Origin of the sequence: Tumebacillus permanentifrigoris (assembly GCF_003148565.1) — a bacterium.
Taxonomy (GTDB): domain Bacteria; phylum Bacillota; class Bacilli; order Tumebacillales; family Tumebacillaceae; genus Tumebacillus; species Tumebacillus permanentifrigoris.
In genome coordinates this window covers 1-22,398 of sequence record NZ_QGGL01000004.1, presented here as the reverse complement: position 1 = coordinate 22,398, position 22,398 = coordinate 1, and the positions used below count along the sequence as shown (strand labels likewise).

22 protein-coding genes are annotated in these 22,398 nt (G+C 53.1%); 20 read left to right on the top strand and 2 right to left on the bottom strand.

The window, feature by feature from the left end:
- Positions 1-3 precede the first annotated feature (3 nt).
- From cobO to C7459_RS05270, 19 genes are all read left to right on the top strand, one after another.
- Complete coding sequence (cobO, locus tag C7459_RS05360; RefSeq protein WP_109687137.1) at positions 4-549, top strand: cob(I)yrinic acid a,c-diamide adenosyltransferase; 546 nt, start codon at positions 4-6, stop codon at positions 547-549.
- 20 nt (positions 550-569) lie between these two features.
- Positions 570-1,670 carry a threonine-phosphate decarboxylase CobD gene (gene cobD / locus C7459_RS05355; RefSeq protein ID WP_170119288.1) on the top strand — a complete coding sequence of 367 codons (1,101 nt, stop codon included), beginning with the start codon at positions 570-572 and terminating at the stop codon, positions 1,668-1,670.
- The gene (gene cobU / locus C7459_RS05350; protein ID WP_109687133.1) at positions 1,655-2,221 is read left to right on the top strand and encodes a bifunctional adenosylcobinamide kinase/adenosylcobinamide-phosphate guanylyltransferase; all 567 of its coding nucleotides are present in this window, start codon (positions 1,655-1,657) and stop codon (positions 2,219-2,221) included. The genes cobD and cobU overlap by 16 nt, the downstream gene beginning before the upstream one ends.
- Entirely contained in the window at positions 2,218-2,961 is a 744-nt protein-coding gene (cobS, locus tag C7459_RS05345; RefSeq protein ID WP_109687131.1) for an adenosylcobinamide-GDP ribazoletransferase, read from the top strand. Before cobU ends, cobS begins: the two co-directional genes overlap by 4 nt.
- Positions 2,952-3,554: a histidine phosphatase family protein gene (locus C7459_RS05340; protein WP_109687129.1), complete on the top strand. Its 603-nt coding sequence runs from the start codon at positions 2,952-2,954 to the stop codon at positions 3,552-3,554. The genes cobS and C7459_RS05340 overlap by 10 nt, the downstream gene beginning before the upstream one ends.
- The gene (locus tag C7459_RS05335; RefSeq protein WP_211320343.1) at positions 3,551-5,065 is read left to right on the top strand and encodes a cobyric acid synthase; all 1,515 of its coding nucleotides are present in this window, start codon (positions 3,551-3,553) and stop codon (positions 5,063-5,065) included. The genes C7459_RS05340 and C7459_RS05335 overlap by 4 nt, the downstream gene beginning before the upstream one ends.
- Positions 5,049-5,720 carry an adenosylcobinamide amidohydrolase gene (locus tag C7459_RS05330; RefSeq protein WP_170119287.1) on the top strand — a complete coding sequence of 224 codons (672 nt, stop codon included), beginning with the start codon at positions 5,049-5,051 and terminating at the stop codon, positions 5,718-5,720. The genes C7459_RS05335 and C7459_RS05330 overlap by 17 nt, the downstream gene beginning before the upstream one ends.
- Positions 5,713-6,711, top strand: coding sequence for an adenosylcobinamide-phosphate synthase CbiB (gene cbiB, locus C7459_RS05325; RefSeq protein ID WP_211320342.1), 999 nt, complete (start codon positions 5,713-5,715; stop codon positions 6,709-6,711). The genes C7459_RS05330 and cbiB overlap by 8 nt, the downstream gene beginning before the upstream one ends.
- Positions 6,712-6,745: 34 nt before the next feature.
- Positions 6,746-7,495 carry a uroporphyrinogen-III C-methyltransferase gene (gene cobA, locus C7459_RS05320; protein ID WP_245884401.1) on the top strand — a complete coding sequence of 250 codons (750 nt, stop codon included), beginning with the start codon at positions 6,746-6,748 and terminating at the stop codon, positions 7,493-7,495.
- 107 nt (positions 7,496-7,602) lie between these two features.
- Positions 7,603-8,829: an AAA family ATPase gene (locus C7459_RS05315; protein ID WP_245884400.1), complete on the top strand. Its 1,227-nt coding sequence runs from the start codon at positions 7,603-7,605 to the stop codon at positions 8,827-8,829.
- Positions 8,822-9,352, top strand: coding sequence for a hypothetical protein (locus tag C7459_RS05310; protein ID WP_109687121.1), 531 nt, complete (start codon positions 8,822-8,824; stop codon positions 9,350-9,352). Before C7459_RS05315 ends, C7459_RS05310 begins: the two co-directional genes overlap by 8 nt.
- 73 nt (positions 9,353-9,425) lie before the next feature.
- Positions 9,426-10,514 carry an FG-GAP repeat domain-containing protein gene (locus C7459_RS05305; protein WP_109687119.1) on the top strand — a complete coding sequence of 363 codons (1,089 nt, stop codon included), beginning with the start codon at positions 9,426-9,428 and terminating at the stop codon, positions 10,512-10,514.
- Positions 10,515-10,722: 208 nt separating this feature from the next.
- On the top strand, positions 10,723-11,013 hold the full coding sequence (gene gatC / locus C7459_RS05300; RefSeq protein WP_109687117.1) for an Asp-tRNA(Asn)/Glu-tRNA(Gln) amidotransferase subunit GatC: 291 nt from the start codon (positions 10,723-10,725) through the stop codon (positions 11,011-11,013).
- A gap of 2 nt (positions 11,014-11,015) precedes the next feature.
- Positions 11,016-12,458 carry an Asp-tRNA(Asn)/Glu-tRNA(Gln) amidotransferase subunit GatA gene (gene gatA / locus C7459_RS05295; RefSeq protein WP_109687115.1) on the top strand — a complete coding sequence of 481 codons (1,443 nt, stop codon included), beginning with the start codon at positions 11,016-11,018 and terminating at the stop codon, positions 12,456-12,458.
- A 15-nt stretch (positions 12,459-12,473) separates the two neighbouring features.
- On the top strand, positions 12,474-13,922 hold the full coding sequence (gatB, locus tag C7459_RS05290; protein WP_109687113.1) for an Asp-tRNA(Asn)/Glu-tRNA(Gln) amidotransferase subunit GatB: 1,449 nt from the start codon (positions 12,474-12,476) through the stop codon (positions 13,920-13,922).
- Positions 13,923-13,988: 66 nt separating this feature from the next.
- Entirely contained in the window at positions 13,989-14,903 is a 915-nt protein-coding gene (locus C7459_RS05285) for a diacylglycerol kinase (protein WP_109687111.1), read from the top strand.
- Positions 14,904-14,924: 21 nt separating this feature from the next.
- Positions 14,925-15,551 (top strand): cyclodeaminase/cyclohydrolase family protein, encoded by a 627-nt coding sequence (locus tag C7459_RS05280; RefSeq protein ID WP_170119286.1) that lies wholly within the window; start codon positions 14,925-14,927, stop codon positions 15,549-15,551.
- A gap of 11 nt (positions 15,552-15,562) precedes the next feature.
- Positions 15,563-16,957 (top strand): 23S rRNA (uracil(1939)-C(5))-methyltransferase RlmD, encoded by a 1,395-nt coding sequence (gene rlmD, locus C7459_RS05275; RefSeq protein ID WP_109687108.1) that lies wholly within the window; start codon positions 15,563-15,565, stop codon positions 16,955-16,957.
- Positions 16,958-17,306: 349 nt separating this feature from the next.
- Positions 17,307-18,776, top strand: coding sequence for an ATP-dependent nuclease (locus C7459_RS05270; RefSeq protein ID WP_109687105.1), 1,470 nt, complete (start codon positions 17,307-17,309; stop codon positions 18,774-18,776).
- Between the two features lie 780 nt (positions 18,777-19,556).
- On the opposite strand, the gene C7459_RS05260 is transcribed toward C7459_RS05270, so the two are convergent.
- Positions 19,557-19,904: a hypothetical protein gene (locus C7459_RS05260; RefSeq protein WP_109687101.1), complete on the bottom strand. Its 348-nt coding sequence runs from the start codon at positions 19,902-19,904 to the stop codon at positions 19,557-19,559.
- Positions 19,905-20,240: 336 nt separating this feature from the next.
- On the opposite strand from C7459_RS05260, the gene C7459_RS05255 reads away from it, so the two are divergent.
- Positions 20,241-20,681: an NTF2-like N-terminal transpeptidase domain-containing protein gene (locus tag C7459_RS05255; protein WP_109687099.1), complete on the top strand. Its 441-nt coding sequence runs from the start codon at positions 20,241-20,243 to the stop codon at positions 20,679-20,681.
- Between the two features lie 786 nt (positions 20,682-21,467).
- On the opposite strand, the gene C7459_RS23170 is transcribed toward C7459_RS05255, so the two are convergent.
- Positions 21,468-22,398 (bottom strand): tetratricopeptide repeat protein (locus tag C7459_RS23170; RefSeq protein ID WP_170119284.1); only part of this gene is annotated, 931 nt, incomplete at its 5' end.

Genomic DNA, 22,398 nt, shown 5'->3' with positions numbered 1-22,398 from the left:
GCGATGGATCGCAGCAAACGACGCGGCATGACCCTCGTGTACACAGGAGAAGGCAAGGGGAAAACCACAGCTGCCCTCGGCCTCTGTATGCGGGCGGTTGGACGCGGATATAACGTGTTGGTCTTGCAATTCATCAAGGGTCCACAACGCACCTATGGGGAAAAAACCACCTTCGCCACGCTCGGCGTTGACATCCGGCAGCTCGGCATCGGCTTTACGTGGACGAAAACCCCAGAGGAGCATCGCGTGGCGCTCGCCAAGGCATGGGAGATCGTGCAACAGGAAGTTCGTTCCGGTGCGTATGATGTGATCGTGCTGGACGAACTGAACAACGCCCTCGCGATCACGAAATTCCCGATCGACGACGTACTGCCGCTCCCAGAAGTGCTCGACCTGATCCGCACGCGACCGTCCTACACCCATCTGGTGATCACAGGACGCAGCGCGAAGCAAGAGATCATCGACGTGGCGGACTTGGTAACCGAGATGCAACCGATCAAGCATTACTACGAAGAGGGAATTCCAGCGGTGTTCGGCGTGGAGTTTTGACACCCAAGGAGGCTGGTCTTGTGACACCACACATTGAAAAATTCGGCCACGGTGGCGATCTCTGGACAGCGGAGGAGAGCTTGGGTGTGCCGCGTGCGCACTTGCTCGACTTCAGCGCCAACATCAACCCGCTCGGGCCGCCGGATACGGTCTGGCAGGGAATTCGCGACAACCTGTCGACGATCACCGCTTACCCTGACCTGAAGTCCCGCGCACTCAAGCAGGCGCTCTCCACGCGCTACCAACGGCCTGTTCAAAACATCTCGGTCGGCAACGGTGCCGCCGAGATTCTCTATGGAATCCTCCGCACGTTGCAGCCGCAGACGGTGGGCTTGATCCACCCTTGCTTTTCCGAATATGCGGAGGCTTCCGATGTGGTAGGTGCAAAACTTCACGGGGTCTACGCCCGCGAGGAAGCCGATTTCCTGCCTGCTCGTGAGGAGCTATTGGATGCCTGCGAGCAGGTAGACCTCTTCATCGTCGGCTACCCAAACAACCCAAACGGGCGCCTCCTGCCGATCGACTGGCTACGTGTGATGGCGCAACGCTTGCAAGCGCGTGACCGCTTTCTGCTCGTCGATGAAGCCTTCCTCGATTTCCTGCCGGGAGCCTCGACGTTGCTTCCTCACTTGGAGGAATTTCCGAACGTGATCCTCCTGCGCTCGATGACCAAGTTCTACTCGATCCCAGGTCTGCGGCTTGGGTTCGCATTTGCCTCGCCGGAACTGACGGTGCGCATCGAGCGGGAACTGTCGCCGTGGAGTGTGAATTCGCTGGCGAGCGTTGCGGGCATCGCGGGTTTGCAAGACCATGAGTTTGAGTCGCGGACGGTGCAGTGGTTGCGCGAGGAACGTCCTTTTTTGGAAAAAAGCCTGCAAGGGTTGCCCAGCGTGAAGACCTACGGCGGTGAAGTCAACTTCATCCTGTTTCGCAGTACGACACCGAACTTGCAGGAGCGCACCGGGCGGCACGGGGTGCTGATCCGCAGTTGTGCAGGATACCCGGGACTTGGGCCCGCTTTTTACCGGGTGGCGGTGCGATCTCGTGCGGAGAATTTGCGCCTGCTGACCGCCTTGCAACAAGCGATGACCGAGGAGGGGATGACATGCCGTACACCCTAGTCACGGGCGGCGTTCGTTCGGGAAAAAGCGCCTGGGCCGAACGCCGCGCAGGGTTCTCCCGGCGCGTGTTGTACGTCGCCACCGGTCAGATCTGGGACGCTGAGATGCAGGCGCGCATCGACCTGCATCGGAATCGACGACCGGCATCGTGGGGTCTACTTGAAGCGGGGGAGGACCTCACGAATCCGATTGCAGACGCACTGCGGGTCGACGGGTGGGAGGTTGTCCTGCTCGACTGCCTCTCCACATGGGTCAGCACGATCCTCCTCAACCTCCCCGAGGAGGCGTGGCGCACGGACGAGACCCGACAGCGCGTGCTCACCGAAGCCCACCACCTCGCGGACTTTTTGCAGAAAAGCCCCGTTCCCACGGTGCTCGTCACCAACGAAACCGGCCTCGGCGGAGTCGCGATGACCCCGCTCGGGCGGGCGTTCCAAGACTTGCTCGGTGAGGTCAACCAACTCTTCGCGGCACAGGCGGAGGAGGTCTACCTCGTCGTGTCCGGCCGACCGCTGCGACTTCCTTCTATTGAAGGGAGTGGCGTGGAGTGATCCAGTCCTTTTTCCAAGCACTAGGATTCCTCACCCGCATCCCGGTGCCGCGCAACCTCGACCCAGACGCATGGAAGTCCAGTCCTCCGTGGTATCCGGTGGTCGGCCTGCTGATCGGCGTACTCCTCGCATCTGTCGGATCGGCGCTCGAATTTGTCACCCCGCCGCTTGTCGAGGGGATGTTGGTGCTCACCTGTTGGGTCTATCTCACAGGCGGCTTGCACCTCGACGGTCTGATGGACACAGCAGATGGTTTCGGAAGCTACCGGAGCCGTGAACGCATCCTCGAGATCATGAAGGACAGCCGTGTCGGCGGGATGGGCGTGTTGGCGGCGATCCTCGTGCTCGGCAACAAGCTGGCAGCCCTTTTCTCCCTGCATGCAGGCTTGCAAATTGTCGCGTTGGTCGTCGCCCCGATGATGGGGCGAGGTGCGATGATGGCGGCGATGTACCTGTTTCCCTATGCGCGGGAGGAGGGCCTCGGGCTGAGTCTGCGCACGTCGGGGCGGGCTTTTGGGTGGAGTTTCTTCCTATTAATAGTAGCTGTCTTTGTCGCAAAAGGGGGCGTCGTGGCCGTCTTCACCTGCGGGCTCACACTGGTGGCGTCTACCTTGATTATCCGCTCGTCGATGAAAAAAATCGGCGGTCTCACCGGGGACGTTTACGGGACGATCTGTGAAGTGACGGAAGCCGTCGTGCTGCTGGCGTTCGTGGTCGCGGAGAAGTTGCTATGGAACTGATCCTCGTCCGGCATGGTGAAACGTCGGGCAACGCCCTCCGCCAATACATCGGGCGCACCGACCTCCCGCTCAACGAACGGGGAAGTCAGCAGATCATCGAATTGCGCAACCGACTCGCCCCGCTTCTCACCAAAGTCACACGCCTCTCCCACAGCCCCCTACTTCGCACGCAACAGACCGCCGAACTTTTGATCCCTGATTTTGATCAGCATAGCGCAGACCCACGCCTCCTCGAACTGAACTTCGGAGATTGGGAAGCGCAGACCTACGCCGAGCTCGAAGCCACCGCCCGCGAGCAACTCTGGCGGTGGTACGACGATCCGTGGACGGTCGCGCCGCCCAACGGAGAGACGTTGCAGGACCTCGACATCCGCCTCAGCGCTTGGCACGAGAGGATCGCATGCGACGCGTCTGCAGATGAGACGCTGCTCGTCGTCTCGCATGGCGGTCCGATCCGCTGGTGGTATGCGAAGTACGTGTTGCAAGACCCTGCCCGTTTTCATCACCTCCACCTGCCGCCCGGTGGCTTCGCACACGTGCGGCGCACAACCGACGGCTGGACGCTGGTAGAAGGAGAGATCACAGCCACATGACCCTTATCCATGCCCTGATGATTCAAGGCACTTCCTCCGATGCAGGCAAATCGCTGCTCTGCACAGGACTGTGCCGCATTTTCAAGGAGGACGGCGTCCATGTCGCCCCTTTCAAGTCGCAAAACATGGCGCTCAACTCCTACATCACCTCCGATGGCGGTGAGATCGGGCGGGCGCAAGGCGTGCAAGCGGAAGCCTGCGGTTTGGAAGCGACGGTCGACATGAACCCGATCCTGTTGAAACCCAAAGCGGAGATGATCTCCGAAGTGATTGTTCACGGCAAGCACTTTGCCGACCTCGAAGCGTTTTCCTATCGCGAGGAGTACGTGCCCAAGGTCTTGCCAAAAGTCGCGGAATCGATCGAACGACTCGCCACACAATTCGACCTGCTCGTCGTCGAAGGGGCCGGGTCGCCCGCTGAGATCAACTTGAAGGACCGCGATATTGCGAATATGCGGATTGCGGACATGCTGGATTGCCCGGTTTTGTTGGTCGCTGACATCGAACGAGGCGGTGTATTTGCCTCGCTGGTCGGCACGTTGGAATTGCTGGAACCGCACGAACGGGCGCGGGTCAAGGGCTTCCTGATCAACAAATTTCGCGGGCGCAAGGAACTGCTCGACTCCGGCCTCGTCTGGTTGGAGGAGCGCACAGGCATTCCCGTTCTGGGTGTGATCCCGCACTTTGACCACGGAATCGATCCAGAGGACTCGCTGGCGTTGGACTCCCTGCGACTGAAGGCGCGCGACCGTGCAGATGCTGACCTCGACATCGCGGTGATCAAATTCCCGCGCATCTCGAACTTCACCGACGTAGTCCCGCTCCAAGAGGAATCGGGCGTAAACGTCCGCTTCGTCAGCTCGGCCCGCGCCCTCGGCAAGCCCGATCTGATTTTGCTCCCTGGCAGCAAAAACACGGTGGAAGACCTGCTCTGGCTCCGACACACGGGCCTCGCAGACGCGATCTTGGCACTGGACGGAAAGCACACGATCGTCGGACTCTGCGGCGGTTTTCAGATGCTCGGTGAGACTTTATATGACCCAGACCGCGTAGAATCTGTACATGAGCACGTGTCGGGGCTCGGCCTGCTGACACTGGAAACCACCTTTCTCGCGGAAAAAAAGACGATCCGCAACCGCGGTCGTCTTTTGCCACAAGCGTTCTCCGCACATGAGGTGGAGGGCTACGAAATCCATCTCGGTCGCACCGATCGCAAATCGGACGCGCCGTTCCTACAGTTTGACTCAGGTGAGTTCGATGGCGCGATCTCCAAGGACGGGCGCGTGATCGGCACCTATCTACATGGGCTGTTCCAAAACCGCGCCTTCACGCGTGACTTCCTCAACCACCTCCGGGTGCAAAAAGGCATCGCTCCCCTGCTCGGTGACGTCGAGACCGAAGCCGAGCGCCGGGAAAAAAGCTACGCACGCCTCGCCGCGCATCTTCGCCAGCACGTGGATCTCGAACGGGTGTATGAGATCATCGGAGGTCGTCATGTCTACGTGGATTGATCGTCGCATCGAGGACGGTGCGCTGATTCTCAGCGGACAGCGTCCTTTTTACACGCTGAGTTCGTCGGTGTTGGGCGGGGGTCTGCAGGAGAAGCGCTATCTGCTGAACGTCCAAGTGCCGCACGGGTACACGTCAGATGATCCGTGGCAGGACTTGGAGCGCAAGGTGGAGGGGTTGGGGATTCCGCTGTCAGAGTCTGTGGGGATGATGACAGCGGCAGACGTCGACCAAGTGGTGGAAGGGTTTGCGGCAGGGGATCAGTTCCAACTGCGCGTGTACGTCACGGCTGGTGTTGGCAACGCGGCGCGGGCTGGGATGAAGCGCAAGACGTATCCTGGCTACCGGGCGGGCACGATCAACATCATCGTGGCGCTGGATGCGCGGTTGAGTGATGCGGCGCTGGTCAATGCGCTGATCACGATCACCGAAGCCAAAGCAGCCGCGCTCCAAGACCTTGGTGTCACCGATGCCACCGGAGCGATGGCGACTGGCACAACAACAGATTCCGTAATCGTCGCGACTACGCAGAACCCGGCGTACACCGGGGTGCATCTCTACGCGGGTCTCGCCACGGAACTAGGGAACGCGATCGCTTCTAGCGTATACGACGCGCTTACGGCGTCGCTGCAGGAGGGGAGGGCCGCGCATGAGTAGCGGGTACTCGGACCCACAGCTTTTCGCGAGCGGGATCACGCTGATCCCCCTCACGGTCGTCTTGCTCGCCTATCTCGTCGACCTCCTCGTTGGCGACCCGCGCTGGTTGCCGCATCCGGTCGTGATCATCGGGACGTTCATCTCCCGCCTCGACCGGTTGGTGCGCCGCCCTGCCGACAGCAAACTCGTGGCTCGACTCAAAGGCTGCCTGTTCCCCCTGCTGATCGTCGGCGGCACCTACCTCGTGACGTTCGAGTTGCTGCACCTCGTAGCCCTCGTCTCGAACTGGCTCGCCTATGCGCTGGAAGTTTGGCTGATCTCGACCACCATCGCCACCAAGGGGCTCGCGCAAGCTGGGCGTGGCGTCTACGAGGCTTTGCGAGCGGGCGACATGCCACTTGCTCGCCAACGCCTCTCGTGGATCGTCGGGCGTGACACAGATCAGCTCGATGCGGGAGAGATCTCCCGTGGCGGCATCGAAACGGTCGCGGAAAACATCGTGGACGCGGTCACCTCGCCGCTGCTCTACGCGCTGCTCGGCGGGGCACCGTTGGCGATGGCGTACCGCGCCGTCAACACGCTCGACTCGATGATCGGCTACAAAAACGAAAAGTATCTGCATCTCGGCTGGGCTTCTGCGCGACTCGACGATCTCGCCAATTATGTGCCCGCCCGTTTGACTTTGCCCTTTCTCGTTGTCTCTTCGTTTATCCTCAAGTATAATGGTAGGAATACTTGGTTAATGGCCCGTCGTGACGCCAGCGTGCATCCGAGCCCGAACAGCGGGATCGCGGAGGCGGCGGTTGCGGGGGCGCTGAACATTCAACTTGGAGGACACAACACCTACGGAGGTGTCGCCTCGTTTCGTGCGCACATGGGCGATCGAATCGAAGCGACGACGGCGGGGCATATCTTGCAGACGATACGTCTGCTCTACCTGTCCACGGCGCTGTACCTGATCGCGTTGCTCGCGGTGAAGGCACTTCTCTAGTAGATTACGGAGATAGAAAAGGAGTGCGAACCTGATGGCAGGAAAAGTATACTTGGTAGGTGCCGGCCCTGGCGATCCGAAATTGATCACGGTGCGCGGTGTGGAATGCATTCGCGAGGCGGACGTGATCGCCTATGATCGACTGGCGAATCCGTTGCTCTTGGAATACGCAAGACCCGACGCCGAACTACTCTACGTCGGCAAACTGCCTGACCGCCACTCGCTTCCGCAGGAGGAGATCAATGCCCTGCTCGTGCAAAAAGCGCTCGACGGCAAGACCGTCACGCGCTTGAAGGGTGGAGACCCGTTCGTATTCGGACGCGGGGGTGAGGAAGCGGCGGAGTTGGCGGAGCATGGCATCGCCTTTGAAGTGGTGCCCGGTGTGACAGCAGGGATTGCCGCGGCAGCCTATGCCGGAATTCCGGTGACACAACGACATGTGGCGTCCTCATTTGCCGTGGTCGCTGGACACGAATGCCCGGGCAAGGAGCAATCGAGCATCCGCTGGGACAAGATTTCGACCGCTGTCGATACCATCGCGTTCTACCTCGGGGTCAAAAACCTGCCGCTGATCTGCGAGCAGTTGATCCTGCACGGACGCGACCCAGAGACGCCGGTTGCGATCATCCACTGGGGCACGATGCCCGAACAACGCACGGTGGTCGGAACCCTGACGACGATCGTCGAGATCGCTCGGGAGCAAGAGATCGCCAATCCCTCGATCATCTTGGTCGGAGAAGTCGTGAACGTCCGCGAGAAGATCCGGTGGTTTGATGCGAACTAATTCTGCTCAACGCGTACCTGCGTTGAGCTTTTTTCTATTGTGGAGGATTTTAGCATTGGGAAACGGAAAGTAATAGGATAGAGCGAGAACAAGAACGGGAGCGATACATGATGCTAAAAAAGATACGGTTTAAGAACTGGAAAAGTTTCCGGGACGCGACATTGTACTTCGATCCACTGACCGTGCTCATCGGGGCCAATGCCAGCGGGAAATCGAATGCGTTGGATGGGATTGAGTTTTTGATTGGAATTATGAATGGTTTTACTATTTCTCACGTCCTTCACGGGGATGCAAAAAGCAATGGGGTTCGTGGAGGCATTGAATGGGCAACACTTAAGCCTGAAGAAGGGTTTACGATCGAGGTTGTAGTACAATTTGAGAAGGATGTTGAAATTCTATATTCAATGACTGTGAATACTTCGGAAATAGCACGTCCTTTTTTTGAAGAAGAAAACCTCACAGTAGTTCGATACAGTGAAACAGGAGAAACAATAAGCAAAACGGAAATTTATAACTTGAATTATTTCAAAAATGCGATAAAAAAATTGAATCATAGTTTCAGACCAGATCAATCATTAGTATCACATATAGAACATGAAACAGAATTTCATGTCGAGATAACAGATAGATTCAAACATTTTGTAAAAAGTATATTTATTTTAGATCCTGTTCCTGCGGGTATGAGGGATTATTCTCCAATTTCTGACAGGTTAAGCAAAGATGCCTCAAATCTAGCTGGTATCCTTTCTGGACTAGGACTTGTGGAGAAACTTAGCGTCGAGCAAAGTTTAACGAAATTTGTAAGACAACTCCCAGAACGAGATATTAGAAATGTTTTCGCTGAACCAGTAGGTCGCTTAAAAAAAGACGCAATGTTGTATTGCGAGGAAGAGTGGTTAGATGGTCAACCTCCGCTCCTCGTCGATGCATCCGGCATGTCGGATGGGACCTTACGTTTTATCGCTATTTTGACCGCGCTTCTCACGCGCCCAGAAGGGAGTACCATTATTATCGAGGAAGTGGACAATGGTCTACACCCCTCACGTGCGAATCTGCTCTTAGACTTGCTCAAAAAAATCGGCTCCGAACGCAACATCGACGTCCTCGTCACCACCCACAATCCGGCCCTCCTCGACGCACTCGGCCCAGAAATGGTGCCATTCGTCGTTGTAGCACACCGTTCGCCACAGTCCGGCGAGTCGCAACTCACCCTGCTTGAAGACATCCAGAACCTGCCCAAACTCCTCGCCTCAGGTCCAATTGGCAAAATTGTTACCAAAGGTGAAATTGAAAAAAGCCTCGCAGAAGGGCAGGGGCCAAAAGATCATGAGTAAAGTCCTCGTCATCGACACCTCCATGCTCTGTTGTTGGCTCCGAGTACCTGGCAAAGAAACATGTGGAACGACGGAGGACAAATGGGATTACCCGCGCGTCGACGAGAAGATTCAACAGGAACTCCGCACGGGCAGCACTACTCTCGTCCTTCCACTTGCCACGATACTGGAGACGGGCAATCACATCGCTCAATCAGCAGGTGGTGATCGTTACAACATCGCCAAAGGGCTGGCAGAGCTCATGATGAAGGCGGCTGACGGGCTCTCTCCTTGGGCGGCATTCACTGACCAATCCATCCTTTGGGGGACAGAAGGTCTTAAACAACTTGCTGAAAAACTCCCCATGATGGCGAGCCAGAGCATCTCGATTGGTGATGCCACCATCACCGCCGTAGCCGATCACTACGCAAAAGCTCGCTATCACGTCGAAATCTTCACTGGTGATGCGGGTCTCAAAGCCTACGAACCCACCACCGAAACTCAACAACAACTCACTCAAAATACCCCGCGTCGCAGACGCTAAAGCACCCGCCAATACGGGTGCTTTTTTATTCCCCCAGCATACACTGAACCGTGAAACTGTGAGGTGAACGCCTATGGAATTTACCATCATGCCCGACAATCTCTACGGGGCTTCTGCAAGCGTCAATGGCAAGTGGTTGGGCATCGTCGAGAGCCGTCCGATCTCCTTCACCGTGCCTGATCATGGCGAGTACTACGTCCTCGCTGAATTCACGCCCTTGCAAGCCGACCCTGGCGGTGATGTCTACCCGATCCCGATCGCACGCGTCCTGCATATTCGCAACGGCGAGGTGGTTGCCCCCATCGTGGAGCCAGATGAGTCTCTGCACCTGCGCCGCTCCGGGTCGCGCATCGAATTGCATTACCGCTACCCGAAAGCGGATGCCCCGACCCGCAACTTGGAAACCCTGCCACACCTCGTCCAAGTCGAATCGATCGACCTCGACAAAGACGGGCGCCTCGACAGCGTCGAAACCTTCGCCAGCAACAAAAGCGGTCACATCCGCATCCGCCTCGCCGACGGGGCGATCGCCTACGAAGGCGTTTTTCCCGATCCGAACCTACGGCTCTCCATCGCGGATGTCAACCGTGATGGGCGGCCTGATGTGATGGTCTTCTGGACAGATCCTGAGGAGCAGGACTCGCTACAAGCTGCCAAGATGATGCTGTGGGAGTCACCCGACGGTTCGATCGACAGCTTCAACGGCTTGACGGGCGTCAAGCGCATCGGCGCGGCTGACGTCCTTTTTGAACGCACCCGCAAGTCGCCGTATCGCGTGGTGACCGAGTACTTGCGCTACACCCGCCAACCGGGGGAGTCTGCGGTCTTCGTTCCTGTGCGGGCGGCGGAGGAGCAGTTTTTGCAACGGGCGGAGTCGCTCGAAGAGACGGCGGAGGCGTTTTTGACCGCGCTGGAATTGCAGGATGACAAAGGCGCGGAGTTATACCTCGCGCGCGGGACGTCGTTGAAACCGATCCTGCAAACGCTCGGCCCCTTCTACGCCCACCACCTCGGCCCCGTGAAGAAAACCACCCTCCACGCCGCTGTCTACGAGTGGGTCTACCCGAACTACTATGATCGGGAGAAAAAGCTCCTCCTCGAGTTCGCTCATCACCCCGACAAGTGGAGCGACTGGAAACTTACGCGAGTCGTACAGGTGTAGAAGTTGGGATTAGACGAGTGATGTTAAATAGGAAAGGCCCCCATTCGGTAGGGAAGTGTCTTCCTCGCGAATGGGGTCTTTTCATGACTTTCGAACGGATACGGCAATGAGTGGAAATGCACAACCGACTTGAGGTATAATTGTGAGATGATATGAACTGCTTGCGTTTCCTTTTTGAGAAAAGGTTTTTATATATGGAGGTGTACTCATGAGCATTACGGTCAAGGACGTCGAACATATCGCCAACCTGTCCCGCCTCATTTTGTCGGACGAGCAGAAAGTCAAGATGGCCGACTCGCTCGGCAAGATCCTCAATTTTGCGAATGAACTGCAAGAGCTGGACGTGGAGAACGTCGCGCCCACCACGCACTCGATGCCGTTGAAAAACGTATTGCGCGAGGACGAGGCCAGCACGTGGCTGACGCAGCATGAAGCACTGTCCCACGCACCTGATCAGGAAAGCGGCCAGTTCAAAGTACCGGCCGTCATGGAGGGATAAGGATGTCGCTCTTGAACGCGAGTATTCGCGACTTACATACGAAGATTCAAACCAAGGAAATCAAGCCGTCCGAGTTGGTCAGCGCCTCGTTGGAGCGCATCTCGGCCACCGATGAAAGAGTAAAAGCATTCCTCTCCGTCCACGGTGACGAAGCGCTTGCCCGCGCCAAGCAACTGGACGATGTTCCGGCTGACGCAGGTCTGCTCTACGGCATCCCCGGTGCGCTCAAGGACAACATGAGCACCAAAGGACTGCCGACCACCTGTGCCTCCAAAATTCTCGCCAACTACAAGTCCGCCTACGATGCGACCGTCGTCACCAAACTCAACGACCTCGGCGCCGTCACGGTGGGCAAAACCAACATGGATGAGTTCGCGATGGGCTCCTCCGGCGAAAACTCCGGGTTTTTCCCCACGCACAACCCGTGGGATCTCACCCGCGTGCCGGGCGGTTCGTCGTCTGGTTCGGCAGCATCGGTTGCGGCTGGACAAGTTCTGTTCTCGCTCGGTTCTGACACCGGCGGTTCGATTCGCCAACCGGCTTCCTACTGCGGCGTCGTCGGCCTGAAGCCGACCTATGGCCTCGTGTCGCGATTTGGTCTCGTGGCATATGCGTCCTCGCTCGACCAGATCGGCCCGTTTACACAAACGGTCGAGGACAACGCCATCGTCCTGCAAGCGATCGCAGGGCATGACAAACTCGACTCGACCTCGGCAAACCTCGCGATCCCAGACTACCTCGCCGCGCTGACGGGCGACATCAAAGGCCTGCGCATCGGTCTCCCGAAGGAATACTTCGGTGAAGGCATGGATGCAGGCGTGCGTGAACAGATCGCAGACGTGATCAAGACCCTCGAACGCTTGGGGGCAACCGTGGGCGAAGTCTCGCTCCCGAACTCCAAGTACGCGTTGGCGAGCTACTACCTGCTGGCACCGGCTGAGGCTTCCTCGAACCTTGCTCGCTTTGACGGCGTTCGCTATGGCCTGCGCGTGGAAGGCGAGAACCTGATCGACATGTACAAGCGCACCCGTGCAGAAGGTTTCGGTGAGGAAGTTCAACGCCGTATCATGCTCGGCACCTACGCGCTGTCCTCCGGTTATTACGATGCTTACTACCTGCGGGCGCAGAAAGTCCGCACGTTGATCAAGCAAGACTTTGACCAAGTGTTTGAAAACTACGATGTCATCCTCTCCCCGACCGCTCCGACCACTGCGTTTGAGCTGGGGAAAAAGTCGGACGACCCGGTCACCATGTACCTGAATGACATCTACACCATCCCGGTCAACCTCGCAGGCATTCCGGCGATCTCCGTGCCGTGCGGTCTGTCGAACGGACTCCCGGTCGGTGTGCAATTTATCGGCAAGGCGTTTGATGAATCCACGCTGCTGCGCGTCGCACATGCTTTCGAGCAAGCGAAGAGCTTTACCGCGCGCGCGAACCTGTAAGGAGGGAAGCGAGAGATGACGACCGCCTCGAAGGCAAAGTACGAAACCATTATCGGGCTAGAAGTCCACGTCGAGATGAACACGCGTTCGAAGATTTTCTGCGGCTGTTCGGCGGAGTTTGGCGTGCCTCCGAACACCAACGTCTGCCCGATCTGCCTCGGACATCCGGGCGTGCTCCCTGTGCTGAACCGTGAAGTTCTGAACAAAGCGATGAAGGCTTCCCTCGCCCTGAACTGCACGATCACCCAAGATTCGAAGTTTGACCGCAAGAACTATTTCTACCCGGACTCTCCGGATGCGTATCAGATCTCGCAATTCGACAAGCCGATTGGTCAACACGGCTGGGTGGAGATCGAAGTGGACGGGTATACCAAGCGTATCGGCGTCAATCGTGTCCACATGGAGGAAGATGCTGGGAAATCCACCCATGCGGAGGATGGCTCTTCCACGCTCGTCGACTTTAACCGTGCGGGTGTGCCACTGATCGAGATCGTCTCGGAGCCAGACATTCGCACGCCGAATGAAGCGAAGGCCTACCTGGAAAAACTGAAAGCGATCATGCAATACTGCGAAATCTCCGACTGCAAGATGGAGGAAGGCTCGCTGCGTTGTGACGCGAACATCTCGCTCCGTCCGTGGGGTCGGGAGAAGTTTGGCACCAAGCGCGAGTTGAAAAACATGAACTCCTTCACCAACGTCAAAAAAGCGCTGGAGTTCGAGCAACAAGCCCAGGAAGCGCTGATCGATTCCGGCACCGAGATCCAACAAGCGACCCTGCGTTGGGACGATGCGGCGAGCAAGACGGTCGTCATGCGTTCCAAGGAAGACGCGCACGACTACCGCTACTTCACGGAACCGGACCTCGTGCAACTGGAGATCGACGATGCATGGATTGCCAGCGTGCGGGCGACGATCCCGGAACTGCCGGCCGAGCGGAAGGCTCGCTACATCAGCGAGTTCAGCCTGCCCTCCCACGATGTCGAAGTTCTGACCGCTTCCAAGCGTGTCGCGGAGTTTTTTGAAGCGAGCGTGGCGACGGGTGCTGATGCGAAGACCGTTTCGAACTGGATCATGGGCGATGTGCTCGGCTACCTGAACTCGAACAACTTGGAGATCACCGACGTACCGGTCAAGCCGGAACAACTTGGCGCGATGATCAAGATGATCGAGGAAGGCCAGATCTCGAACAAGATCGCCAAGGACGTTTTCAAAGACATGTTGCAGACGGGCAAAGACCCGCAAGCGATCGTCGCAGAAAAAGGTCTCGTGCAGATCTCCGACGAGGGCGAACTGCTCAAGATCATCGGAGAAGTCATCGCCAACAACCCGAAATCGGTTGAGGACTACAAGGCAGGCAAGGAACGCGCGCTCGGCGCACTGGTCGGTCAAGTCATGAAAGCGACCAAAGGCAAGGGAAATCCTGGCCTCGTCAACAAGCTGATCCTCGAAAGTCTGAACGCCTAATTGTACATAAAACCCCAAGCCTGGCTTGGGGTTTTGTTACGGTCTAACAGCAGGAGGTGTCGCATCATGCGACCACGAGCACGATTGATATACAACCCTTCCGCGGGCAAGGAAGCCTTGCTCAACTCGGTCCCGCACATCCTCGATTATTTGGAGCAGGGCGGACTCGAAGTGTCCACCTCGATGACCCACGGGCCCAATGACGGCATTACAGCGGCACGACAGGCTTGCGAGGAAGGCTTCGAACTGGTGATTGCCGCCGGTGGTGATGGCACGATCAACGAAGTGATCAATGGTTTGTCGCAGATGGAACATCGCCCGACGCTCGGCATCCTGCCGGGTGGGACGACCAATGACCTCGCGAGAGCCTTGCATCTGCCGCGAGATTTGCGCAGCGCTTGCGAGATCATCCTGTCGGGGAACCAGATGCCGCTCGACGTCGGTCAAGTCGGCGACGGCTATTTTATCAACATCGCAGGCTGTGGACGGTTGACGGAGATCACCTATGAAGTGCCGAGCAAGCTCAAGACGCATCTGGGCCAGCTCGCGTACTATATGAAGGGTCTGGAGAAACTGCCGTTCCTCAAACCGATCCAGCTCGACATCGAGTCGCCGGACTTCGCGTATGAGGGCAAGGCGATGCTGTGCCTGATCGCCAACTCGAACTCGATCGGTGGATTTGAAAAACTGGCGCCTAACGCCAGCCTCCACGATGGCGTTTTTGATGTGATCATCGTGAAGCCGTGCAAGATGCCGGAGTTGATCCGCCTCGCGACGCTGGCGTTGCGCGGCGAGCATTTGAACAGTGACCGCGTGATCTACTTCCATACCGACCGACTGCATGTGAAAAGCAGTGAGTTGGTGGAATTGAACCTCGACGGCGAATACGGCGGCCCGTTGCCGCAGGAGTTCCGCTGTCTGAAGCACCACCTAAACGTTTTGGTGGGCAAGCAAGAACTGGAGCATTATAGGGAATCCTAGATGAAAAAGGGAGGCCGTGACATGACCGAACAGCCTCGCATCCGTCATGGGCGGTTCGTGGAGGAACCGCTCCCGCACCTCTGCGATTGGGTGGCGCATCCTGATGTGCCCAGTCCGGCGGGAGGAACCGTAACCGCATGTTGCGCGGCTTTAGCTGCGTCGCTGACCGAACTGATCGCCCGCGTTGCCCACAACCGTCTCGTCAAAAAAGTCGCGGCCACGGAGGGCGCGACTTCCTCGCACGCAGCGGAGTTGCAAGAAGTCGACCGCATCCTCGCTGAAGCCAATGCGCTCCGAGTGAAACTGCTCGAATACGGCGAAGGCGATGTCTATGCCGCTGCTCGAATCATCCAAGGTGACCTCGCCGCCTGTGTGCGCAAGGACGTTGGCAGCCCGGCGAAGATCGCGGGAACGACCGTCAAACTCCTGCGCTTGCTTGATGGACTTGGGGGGCGTGTGCCCAAAGCGTTGCACAGCGACCTGCGCGTGGTGACCTATCTGTCACATGCGGCGGTGTATGCGATCTGTGAAATCGCTGAAGCGAACATCCGAATGGCAGGCGGAGCGGACGATGCCTTACAACAACGAATTGATCGCTGGCGTTTGGAAGCGACAGACTATCGCGACCGCGTGCTCACGCAAACATAAGGAGACCGACAATGGCCAAACCGAAATTCCCCGTACCCGTACAGAAAAACGAATACTACGAGATCGACATCACCGGGCTCGGCCACGAAGGGGAGGGCGTGGGCAAGGTTGAGGGCTTCACCGTATTTGTCCCGCGTGCTGTACCCGGCGAGCGGGTGAAGGCGAAGATCACGAAGTTGCAGAAGACCTATGCCTTTGGCCGCCTGATCGACACGATCACCACCAGCCCTGACCGCGCCGAACCGCCATGCCCGATCTACCATCGTTGCGGCGGTTGCCAGATGCAGCACCTGAGCTACGAGGCCCAACTGCGCCACAAGCGCCAGACGGTCGTCGATGCGCTGACCCGCATTGGGAAGTTAGAAGGGGTCACGGTTCACGAGACGCTCGGCATGGACGAGCCGTGGTCGTACCGCAACAAGGCACAAGTGCCGCTGGGGGAGATCGACGGGCGATTGGCCGTCGGTTTTTACGCGCCGCGCACCCATGAGATTATTGAAATGCAGGGGTGCCCGATTCAGCACCCTTATAACGATGAGATCGTGCATGCGACGAAGGAGATCCTGCAGGAGTTGGGGATCAAGCATTACGATGAGCAGACCCATACCGGGCTGGTGCGTCATATCATTGGGCGCGTGGGCTTCCATACGGGCGAGACGATGGTTGTGCTCGTGACGAACGGTCGCAAACTGCCGCATGTGGATGCGCTGGTTTCGAAACTGCGCGAACGGATTCCGCATCTGGTGAGCATCATCCAGAATGTGAACACGCAACAGACCAATGTGATCTTTGGCCGCGAGACGATCACGCTGTGGGGGAGCGACTCGATTACCGATACGATCGGGGAGATCAAGTTCGACATCTCGGCGAGGTCGTTTTTCCAAGTGAACCCGGTGCAGACGGAAGTGCTGTATGGGAAGACTTTGGAGTATGCGCAGTTGACGGGCGCTGAGACTGTCATCGATGCGTATTGTGGGATCGGTACGATCTCGCTGTTCCTCGCGCAAAAGGCGAAGGCTGTGTATGGCGTAGAAGTGGTCCCGGAAGCGATTGAGGATGCCAAGAAGAACGCTGCGTTGAATGGGTTGGAGAACGCGCACTTCGAGGTTGGTGGGGCCGAGGTCGTGATCCCGCGCTGGCATAGCGAGGGGATCAAGCCTGATGTGATCGTCGTGGACCCGCCGCGCAAGGGGTGCGAGGAAGAGTTGTTGCAAGCGATCGTGGAGATGAAGCCGGAGCGGGTGGTGTATGTGAGTTGCAACCCGAGTACGCTCGCACGAGACCTGCGCTATCTGGAGGATAACGGGTTCCGCACGGTTGAAGTACAGCCGGTGGATATGTTCCCGCATACGTTCCATGTGGAGTGTGTGACGATGCTGGTGAGGAAGGATCAATCGGAGATGTAGCCTGAGTATAAAAGTTGGAATGTGGAAAGACCCCTTTTGAAAATGGGGTCTTTCTTGCATTTTGTTACAATGAATTACTACCAATTGAAGGAACACATAGAAAAAGGGAATGCGAAATAGCTGAGTATCACGTCATTGGTATACAACACTCAAGGTGGGGATTCAAGAGAGAGGGAAGCGGAAAATTAAAATGAATTTATTTAAATAAAAATAAGATATATAGGTTGCGAGAAATAAGTATAATTGCTATTATGTTATGACAATGTATTACGTGATTTGGATTGTGAAACCTGAAGGTCGTACATGAAAAAATGTTGACAGTAAAAATAAAAATTAGAGGTGTGGGATCATGAAACTCAGTATGGAAATAGACAATATTAAATCTATTAAGAAATTGGTATTCGAATTGCCTGTAGAAAAAGGCTTGTATGCCATTACTGGTCAGAATGGGTCTGGAAAGAGCACAATTGTTGCTTGTGCTGCAACTGTGTTTTTCAATATGCCACTAAAGGATGTTTTCGGGAAAACAATAAATGGAGCTTCAATAAAATTTAATTTGAACGGTGCAAGTAGGAAATTGGAATACAATGGTCGTTGGAGCAGAACAAGTAACGGTTACATGAAAATAAAGGGGTTTTATGAAGGGAGTATCATATTTGGTAACCGGTTTAGAGATACGACCTTTTCCTCGTTAAAAAAGTTGGATCGCGTCAATCTTTCACATTTAGAGGTTGGCGACGAATTTATAAGGAAAAATCTTGGTGGAATACTACACAACAATCAAAACTATTACGATAAAATGTTTAAAGTACAGAAGGAAAAGGCAAGAAACGATTATGATTTTAACGGTGAGCCGTACCTCTACGAAAAAAACGGAAAATTAGTAAGTCAGTTGCATATGTCCACTGGCGAAAATCTTCTAATAAGTATCTTACACTCTTTGAACTTGAGAATCTCTGAAAGATCGGATTTAAGTACACCGTGTTTATTATTCTTAGATGAAGTGGAATTAGCTTTGCATCCCTCCTCACTGACGCGTCTTGTTAATTTTTTGAATGTTATTTCTAATGATTATAATCTGGCCATATATTTTTCTACGCATTCTATTGAATTGATAAAAGATATAAAACCTGACAATATCTTTTTTGTTGAACGCCATGTAGACGACACGATTGAGATAATCAACCCCTGTTATCCGTCGTATGCAACGAGAATTCTTTACGATCATACGGGATATGATTATATTATTTTAGTTGAAGATGATTTAGCAAAGGAAATTATCACGAAATTACTAAGGAAATACAGACTGTTAAATAATAAGTTGGTGCACGTACTGCCATGTGGTGGTTGGTCAAATGTTATTAAGTTGGCACAAGAGGTGATATCTAGTAATTTGGTTAGTAAACCATCAAGTTTCCTACTAATTCTTGATGGGGATGTCAAAGCCAGTGTAGATAAGTTTATTAGAGATCACGATATAGACATTAGTATACCTCTAAATTATTTGCCTATCGAAAGCCTTGAAAAATATCTAAAAACCAATCTTTATCAAAATGTGGATCATGCATTGTTTAGAATACTAAATGATTATATATTCCATAAGATTAGTTTGACACAATTGGTTGATAACTATCGGAATAGTGATTCATCTAAAAATGATACAAATGGTAAAAATTTCTATAAACAAATTGAATCAGAACTTAGAAATCGAAATAAGAATAGAACAGAACTTGTCGAGATGGTTGTTGAATATCTGATGGAAAATGATGAACAAAAAATAAATAAAGTAGTTAATTTTTTATCAAAACAATTAAGCTAATCGTGATTATACGACAATCTGTATGGTTTAGAATAGGCCCCTTTCATAAAAGGGGTCTCTTTGATTAGTTTCCTGAGATAGTATCATGAAAGACTAAATAGAAAAGAGAGGGTCATCACCTGCAATATCCTCTTCCAAGGGTTAGTGTAGAGTTACCGACTACTCTTAATTAATTCCTGAAAGGTGATTCAGTATTTAATTGAATTATATGATTGATTCAATTTCTTTTATAGCAGTTATGTGTAAATATAATAGAGCGTGTTGGGACTAATATGTACGAACGCCTAGTTATTGTTGCAATTATCAGTAAAATATATTCTCTGGGCCGACCCTCGACGTGCGCTCTACATGCACTTAGCGATCCAGAATTGGTCGCAAAATTTCAGCAATATCTCTATCGAAGCTTACAGACTAGCATCGAAGCGTCAAAGAAAGCAAGGTGTAAGACGAACCTTGCTACGATTCGGAAACTTCACGACAAGCTGGAAAAGCCTAGATTCATGCTCATTAGCAATCAGAACTCGATTATACGGATTGCTGCTCTAACCTTGGAGTGGATGGCGCATGGCAGGATTATGAAGTAAAAACGCCGGGTGCTCGCAATGGGATGTAGCAAGGTCAATTTTCAGCGTCAGGTGCGCCAAATTTACGATATGAAGAAACAACCGCACTTGCAACGTTTTTGTAGGAGCTGAAATCGTTTGCTCAAACTCATAAAACTACATTGCATAGTGGCTATTTTTCTAATTCGTGCAAACTGCCATGATTACAAGGAAGTGATTACTTCCCGTAGTCACCTCGGTAGTTAGCTTTTAGAAAATCACTTTCACCTTGTTTGAAGGCGATGGCGTTCTTGATGTTTGTTCCATTGATCTCATACAAGATCGTTCCTTCTGGAAGCAAATTCGAAAAGGTTTCATTTCCGCCTTTATTACTGTCTTCATGATCTGAAGACATTGTGATTTCACCAATTGTATTTCCTACGTTTGAGATGTGTTCAGTAGTAATCTCGTAGACATGATGTTGCCAAATAATGCTCTTGAAGGCCCAATCTTTGTGCTGAGTTTGACTGCTACAACCAACCGAAAGGCAAATACATAAATGGAAAAGAACGAGAAGTTTTTTCACAAACCCACCTCCATTGTAAGAGTACACATAAAAGAGTTAGGTTCCGTCCGATAAATAAATCAAGCATCCACCTTTTGCAGGTAATTCGAGTCTGTATTACAACAGTTTGCATTCGCCCAGCCCATTGGAAACGGGCTGTCGATTATTTAGATGAAGAAATTGAGATCGAAAAGGAAATCGATGCCATTCGGAGTTCCCTGCCAAGTCTGGAAGCGGTTGAGAATCTGTCTGAGGTCAGTCCTGCTATAAGGAATTAGTTCAAAAGACCTATAGAGAGTGGGTTTCGGTAATGATTGAATTAGTTATAAACATAGTAAAGTAAATCAGGAGTGATACATGATGATCTTCCCAAAAAAAGTTCTAACTGGGCTGCTAGTTGCTGGTATACTCGCAGTTGGCCTCAGTGTGGGCGGCTCTGTCTACGCGGCAAAGGAAGAACAAAAAGCAGCGACTCAGGTTGCAAAGGATTACGTGGCTGCATTTGAAAAACACGATACGAAGTCGATGTTGAAGTACGTAAAGGATACCCGTGCAAAAGAAGCAACAGAGTTGCAGGCGATGTACGAACAACTCATAAAAGAGAATGACATGATCCACGGTCAAATGAAATTGGATCGCGTAGAGTCTTTGGCCGATGGCAAATTCCAAGCGATTTTTGAAATGAAAACTGACCTGAATAAAAAAGGATGGGCTCAATACCCTCTCCCAATGGTAAAAGAAGATGGTGAGTGGAAGGTTTTTGTAGATGGCTCGCTGATTGTTGATACGAAAAATTAATAGAAAAGGGCATCGAGGGTTGTTTATTCGAATACCTAGACGACTAAATGTTTCAACCACACGTTCTTTGCTATCAGTTGCAAATAGAGCCATCATCAACAGTGGTAACGCCGTGGATTATGTTAGTAACGCTAAAACAAACGCCCCGTGTAAGAGTTTTTCTTATTGGGGCGTTTGTTTTGTATTTAGGCATACAGGTGGAGTCCCTAGTACTGTATCCTCGAAAAGTTGCTACAATATCTAAGTGAAAACGGCTAGGGAATAAGTAGCCGAGATGGTGTGACTCGCCATTTACGAAACTGTTAGAACTCATTTATGCTACTAGAAAAAGAACTAGCTCCACTTGGGTACTAGTTCATCTTTGTGAGTAAAGAAGGTGGCAAGCCACCATCATATGCAACTTTCTTAGCAGTTGAGGACGGGGTCGTAAGCCCAACTAGTAAAACTATGGAGAATGCAAGTAACGCCAAACCTTTTTTCATGCGACGATCTCCCTTCATGGTTTGTAGGAAGGAATACAGGATACCATGTGTTGTAAGCAATTTATCCCAAGTTGATTAAAGGTTACTCCCGAGCCAGAAAATGCAGTAAAAGAAGGCTCATACGGTTCCCTGATTGGATGATTGAATGCCCGATAAAGGAGGGAATCCCTCATTGTATGCCAAATATGAGTGCGATAACGGGGGGAAGCTCTCGTCATAAGCTACTTTAATAAAATCCGCTGAATGGATGGAACAGGCCAGGGCAACAAGAAGTCCTGTCGTGAGGAGAAGTTTCTTCATGGGATCATCCCTTTCGAAGGTCTAAAGCGATCTCTTTACACAGTCTTTCATAGGAAAGTGCCATCTTGTAGTTTCCTACTAATTCGTATGCCTCAGCAACCAGTTGCAAAGATTCAAGCTGATCAATGACTAACCCCATTTTACCAAATAACTCGGAGGATTTTAATGCGTATTCGAACACATCGTTAAACTGGTTCATCCTAATAAAATTCATGGCAAGCATTTTATAGTATTCGGCGGCTTCCACGGTAGCCTCAAGTTGATGATCTTGAATAAGTCGTTCCGCTCGTTGCAAGTATTCGAGCTGCTTATCTTGAGCAGAGGTATGCATATGGACTCGAACTAACTTCGTGCAGATCAGCAATTCCCTTTGAGGATTATGATCGTTTCGAATCATTTCCAAGCAGTCAAGCAGTTGCTCCTCTGCAAGTGCAGGGTCTTCTAGCAGGGTTATCTCTGTGGCCACGGTATGTTGGAGAATCACATGCAGTGATTTTAGTTCCAATGTCTCCAGAATGACTTTTGACTCGGAAAAGCACTTGGCGGCTTCCTCAAATTTCCCTGCATTTTTGTAGGAGATTCCTTTTTCGAACAGTGTGTAGGCCAATGTTTTAAGATCGTTATGAGTCTTAAAATAATGATGAGCTTCTTCTAGATACGGAATCGACTCATTGTAAAAGCCTTTTTGTCTTAGACTTACGCCTAAGTTGTAGGCGATTTTTGCTGTCAATGAAGTGGAGACTTCGAACCGCTTTGTATAATCATAAGCTCGCTGATACTGGAACAGAGCATTGGTAAAGTCGCGTTTTTGATAGTAGTTCTTACCGATAATATATCTGATGTCAACAACAGTTGAAAACTCCTCAAAAACACCGTTTGAAAATTCCCCAGTTTCGCCGGTCCGAGCAAAACTTTTATCCGTTTTGATCCCCAGT

Bases quoted from the DNA above. Each gene is read 5' to 3' on its own strand.
- cobO (WP_109687137.1), top strand. From the start codon at position 4: ATGGATCGCAGCAAACGACGCGGCATGACCCTCGTGTACACAGGAGAA.
- cobU (WP_109687133.1), top strand. From the start codon at position 1,655: ATGCCGTACACCCTAGTCACGGGCGGCGTTCGTTCGGGAAAAAGCGCC.
- C7459_RS05340 (WP_109687129.1), top strand. From the start codon at position 2,952: ATGGAACTGATCCTCGTCCGGCATGGTGAAACGTCGGGCAACGCCCTC.
- C7459_RS05335 (WP_211320343.1), top strand. From the start codon at position 3,551: ATGACCCTTATCCATGCCCTGATGATTCAAGGCACTTCCTCCGATGCA.
- C7459_RS05330 (WP_170119287.1), top strand. From the start codon at position 5,049: ATGTCTACGTGGATTGATCGTCGCATCGAGGACGGTGCGCTGATTCTC.
- cbiB (WP_211320342.1), top strand. From the start codon at position 5,713: ATGAGTAGCGGGTACTCGGACCCACAGCTTTTCGCGAGCGGGATCACG.
- cobA (WP_245884401.1), top strand. From the start codon at position 6,746: ATGGCAGGAAAAGTATACTTGGTAGGTGCCGGCCCTGGCGATCCGAAA.
- C7459_RS05315 (WP_245884400.1), top strand. From the start codon at position 7,603: ATGATGCTAAAAAAGATACGGTTTAAGAACTGGAAAAGTTTCCGGGAC.
- C7459_RS05310 (WP_109687121.1), top strand. From the start codon at position 8,822: ATGAGTAAAGTCCTCGTCATCGACACCTCCATGCTCTGTTGTTGGCTC.
- C7459_RS05305 (WP_109687119.1), top strand. From the start codon at position 9,426: ATGGAATTTACCATCATGCCCGACAATCTCTACGGGGCTTCTGCAAGC.
- gatC (WP_109687117.1), top strand. From the start codon at position 10,723: ATGAGCATTACGGTCAAGGACGTCGAACATATCGCCAACCTGTCCCGC.
- gatA (WP_109687115.1), top strand. From the start codon at position 11,016: ATGTCGCTCTTGAACGCGAGTATTCGCGACTTACATACGAAGATTCAA.
- gatB (WP_109687113.1), top strand. From the start codon at position 12,474: ATGACGACCGCCTCGAAGGCAAAGTACGAAACCATTATCGGGCTAGAA.
- C7459_RS05285 (WP_109687111.1), top strand. From the start codon at position 13,989: ATGCGACCACGAGCACGATTGATATACAACCCTTCCGCGGGCAAGGAA.
- C7459_RS05280 (WP_170119286.1), top strand. From the start codon at position 14,925: ATGACCGAACAGCCTCGCATCCGTCATGGGCGGTTCGTGGAGGAACCG.
- rlmD (WP_109687108.1), top strand. From the start codon at position 15,563: ATGGCCAAACCGAAATTCCCCGTACCCGTACAGAAAAACGAATACTAC.
- C7459_RS05270 (WP_109687105.1), top strand. From the start codon at position 17,307: ATGAAACTCAGTATGGAAATAGACAATATTAAATCTATTAAGAAATTG.
- C7459_RS05255 (WP_109687099.1), top strand. From the start codon at position 20,241: ATGATGATCTTCCCAAAAAAAGTTCTAACTGGGCTGCTAGTTGCTGGT.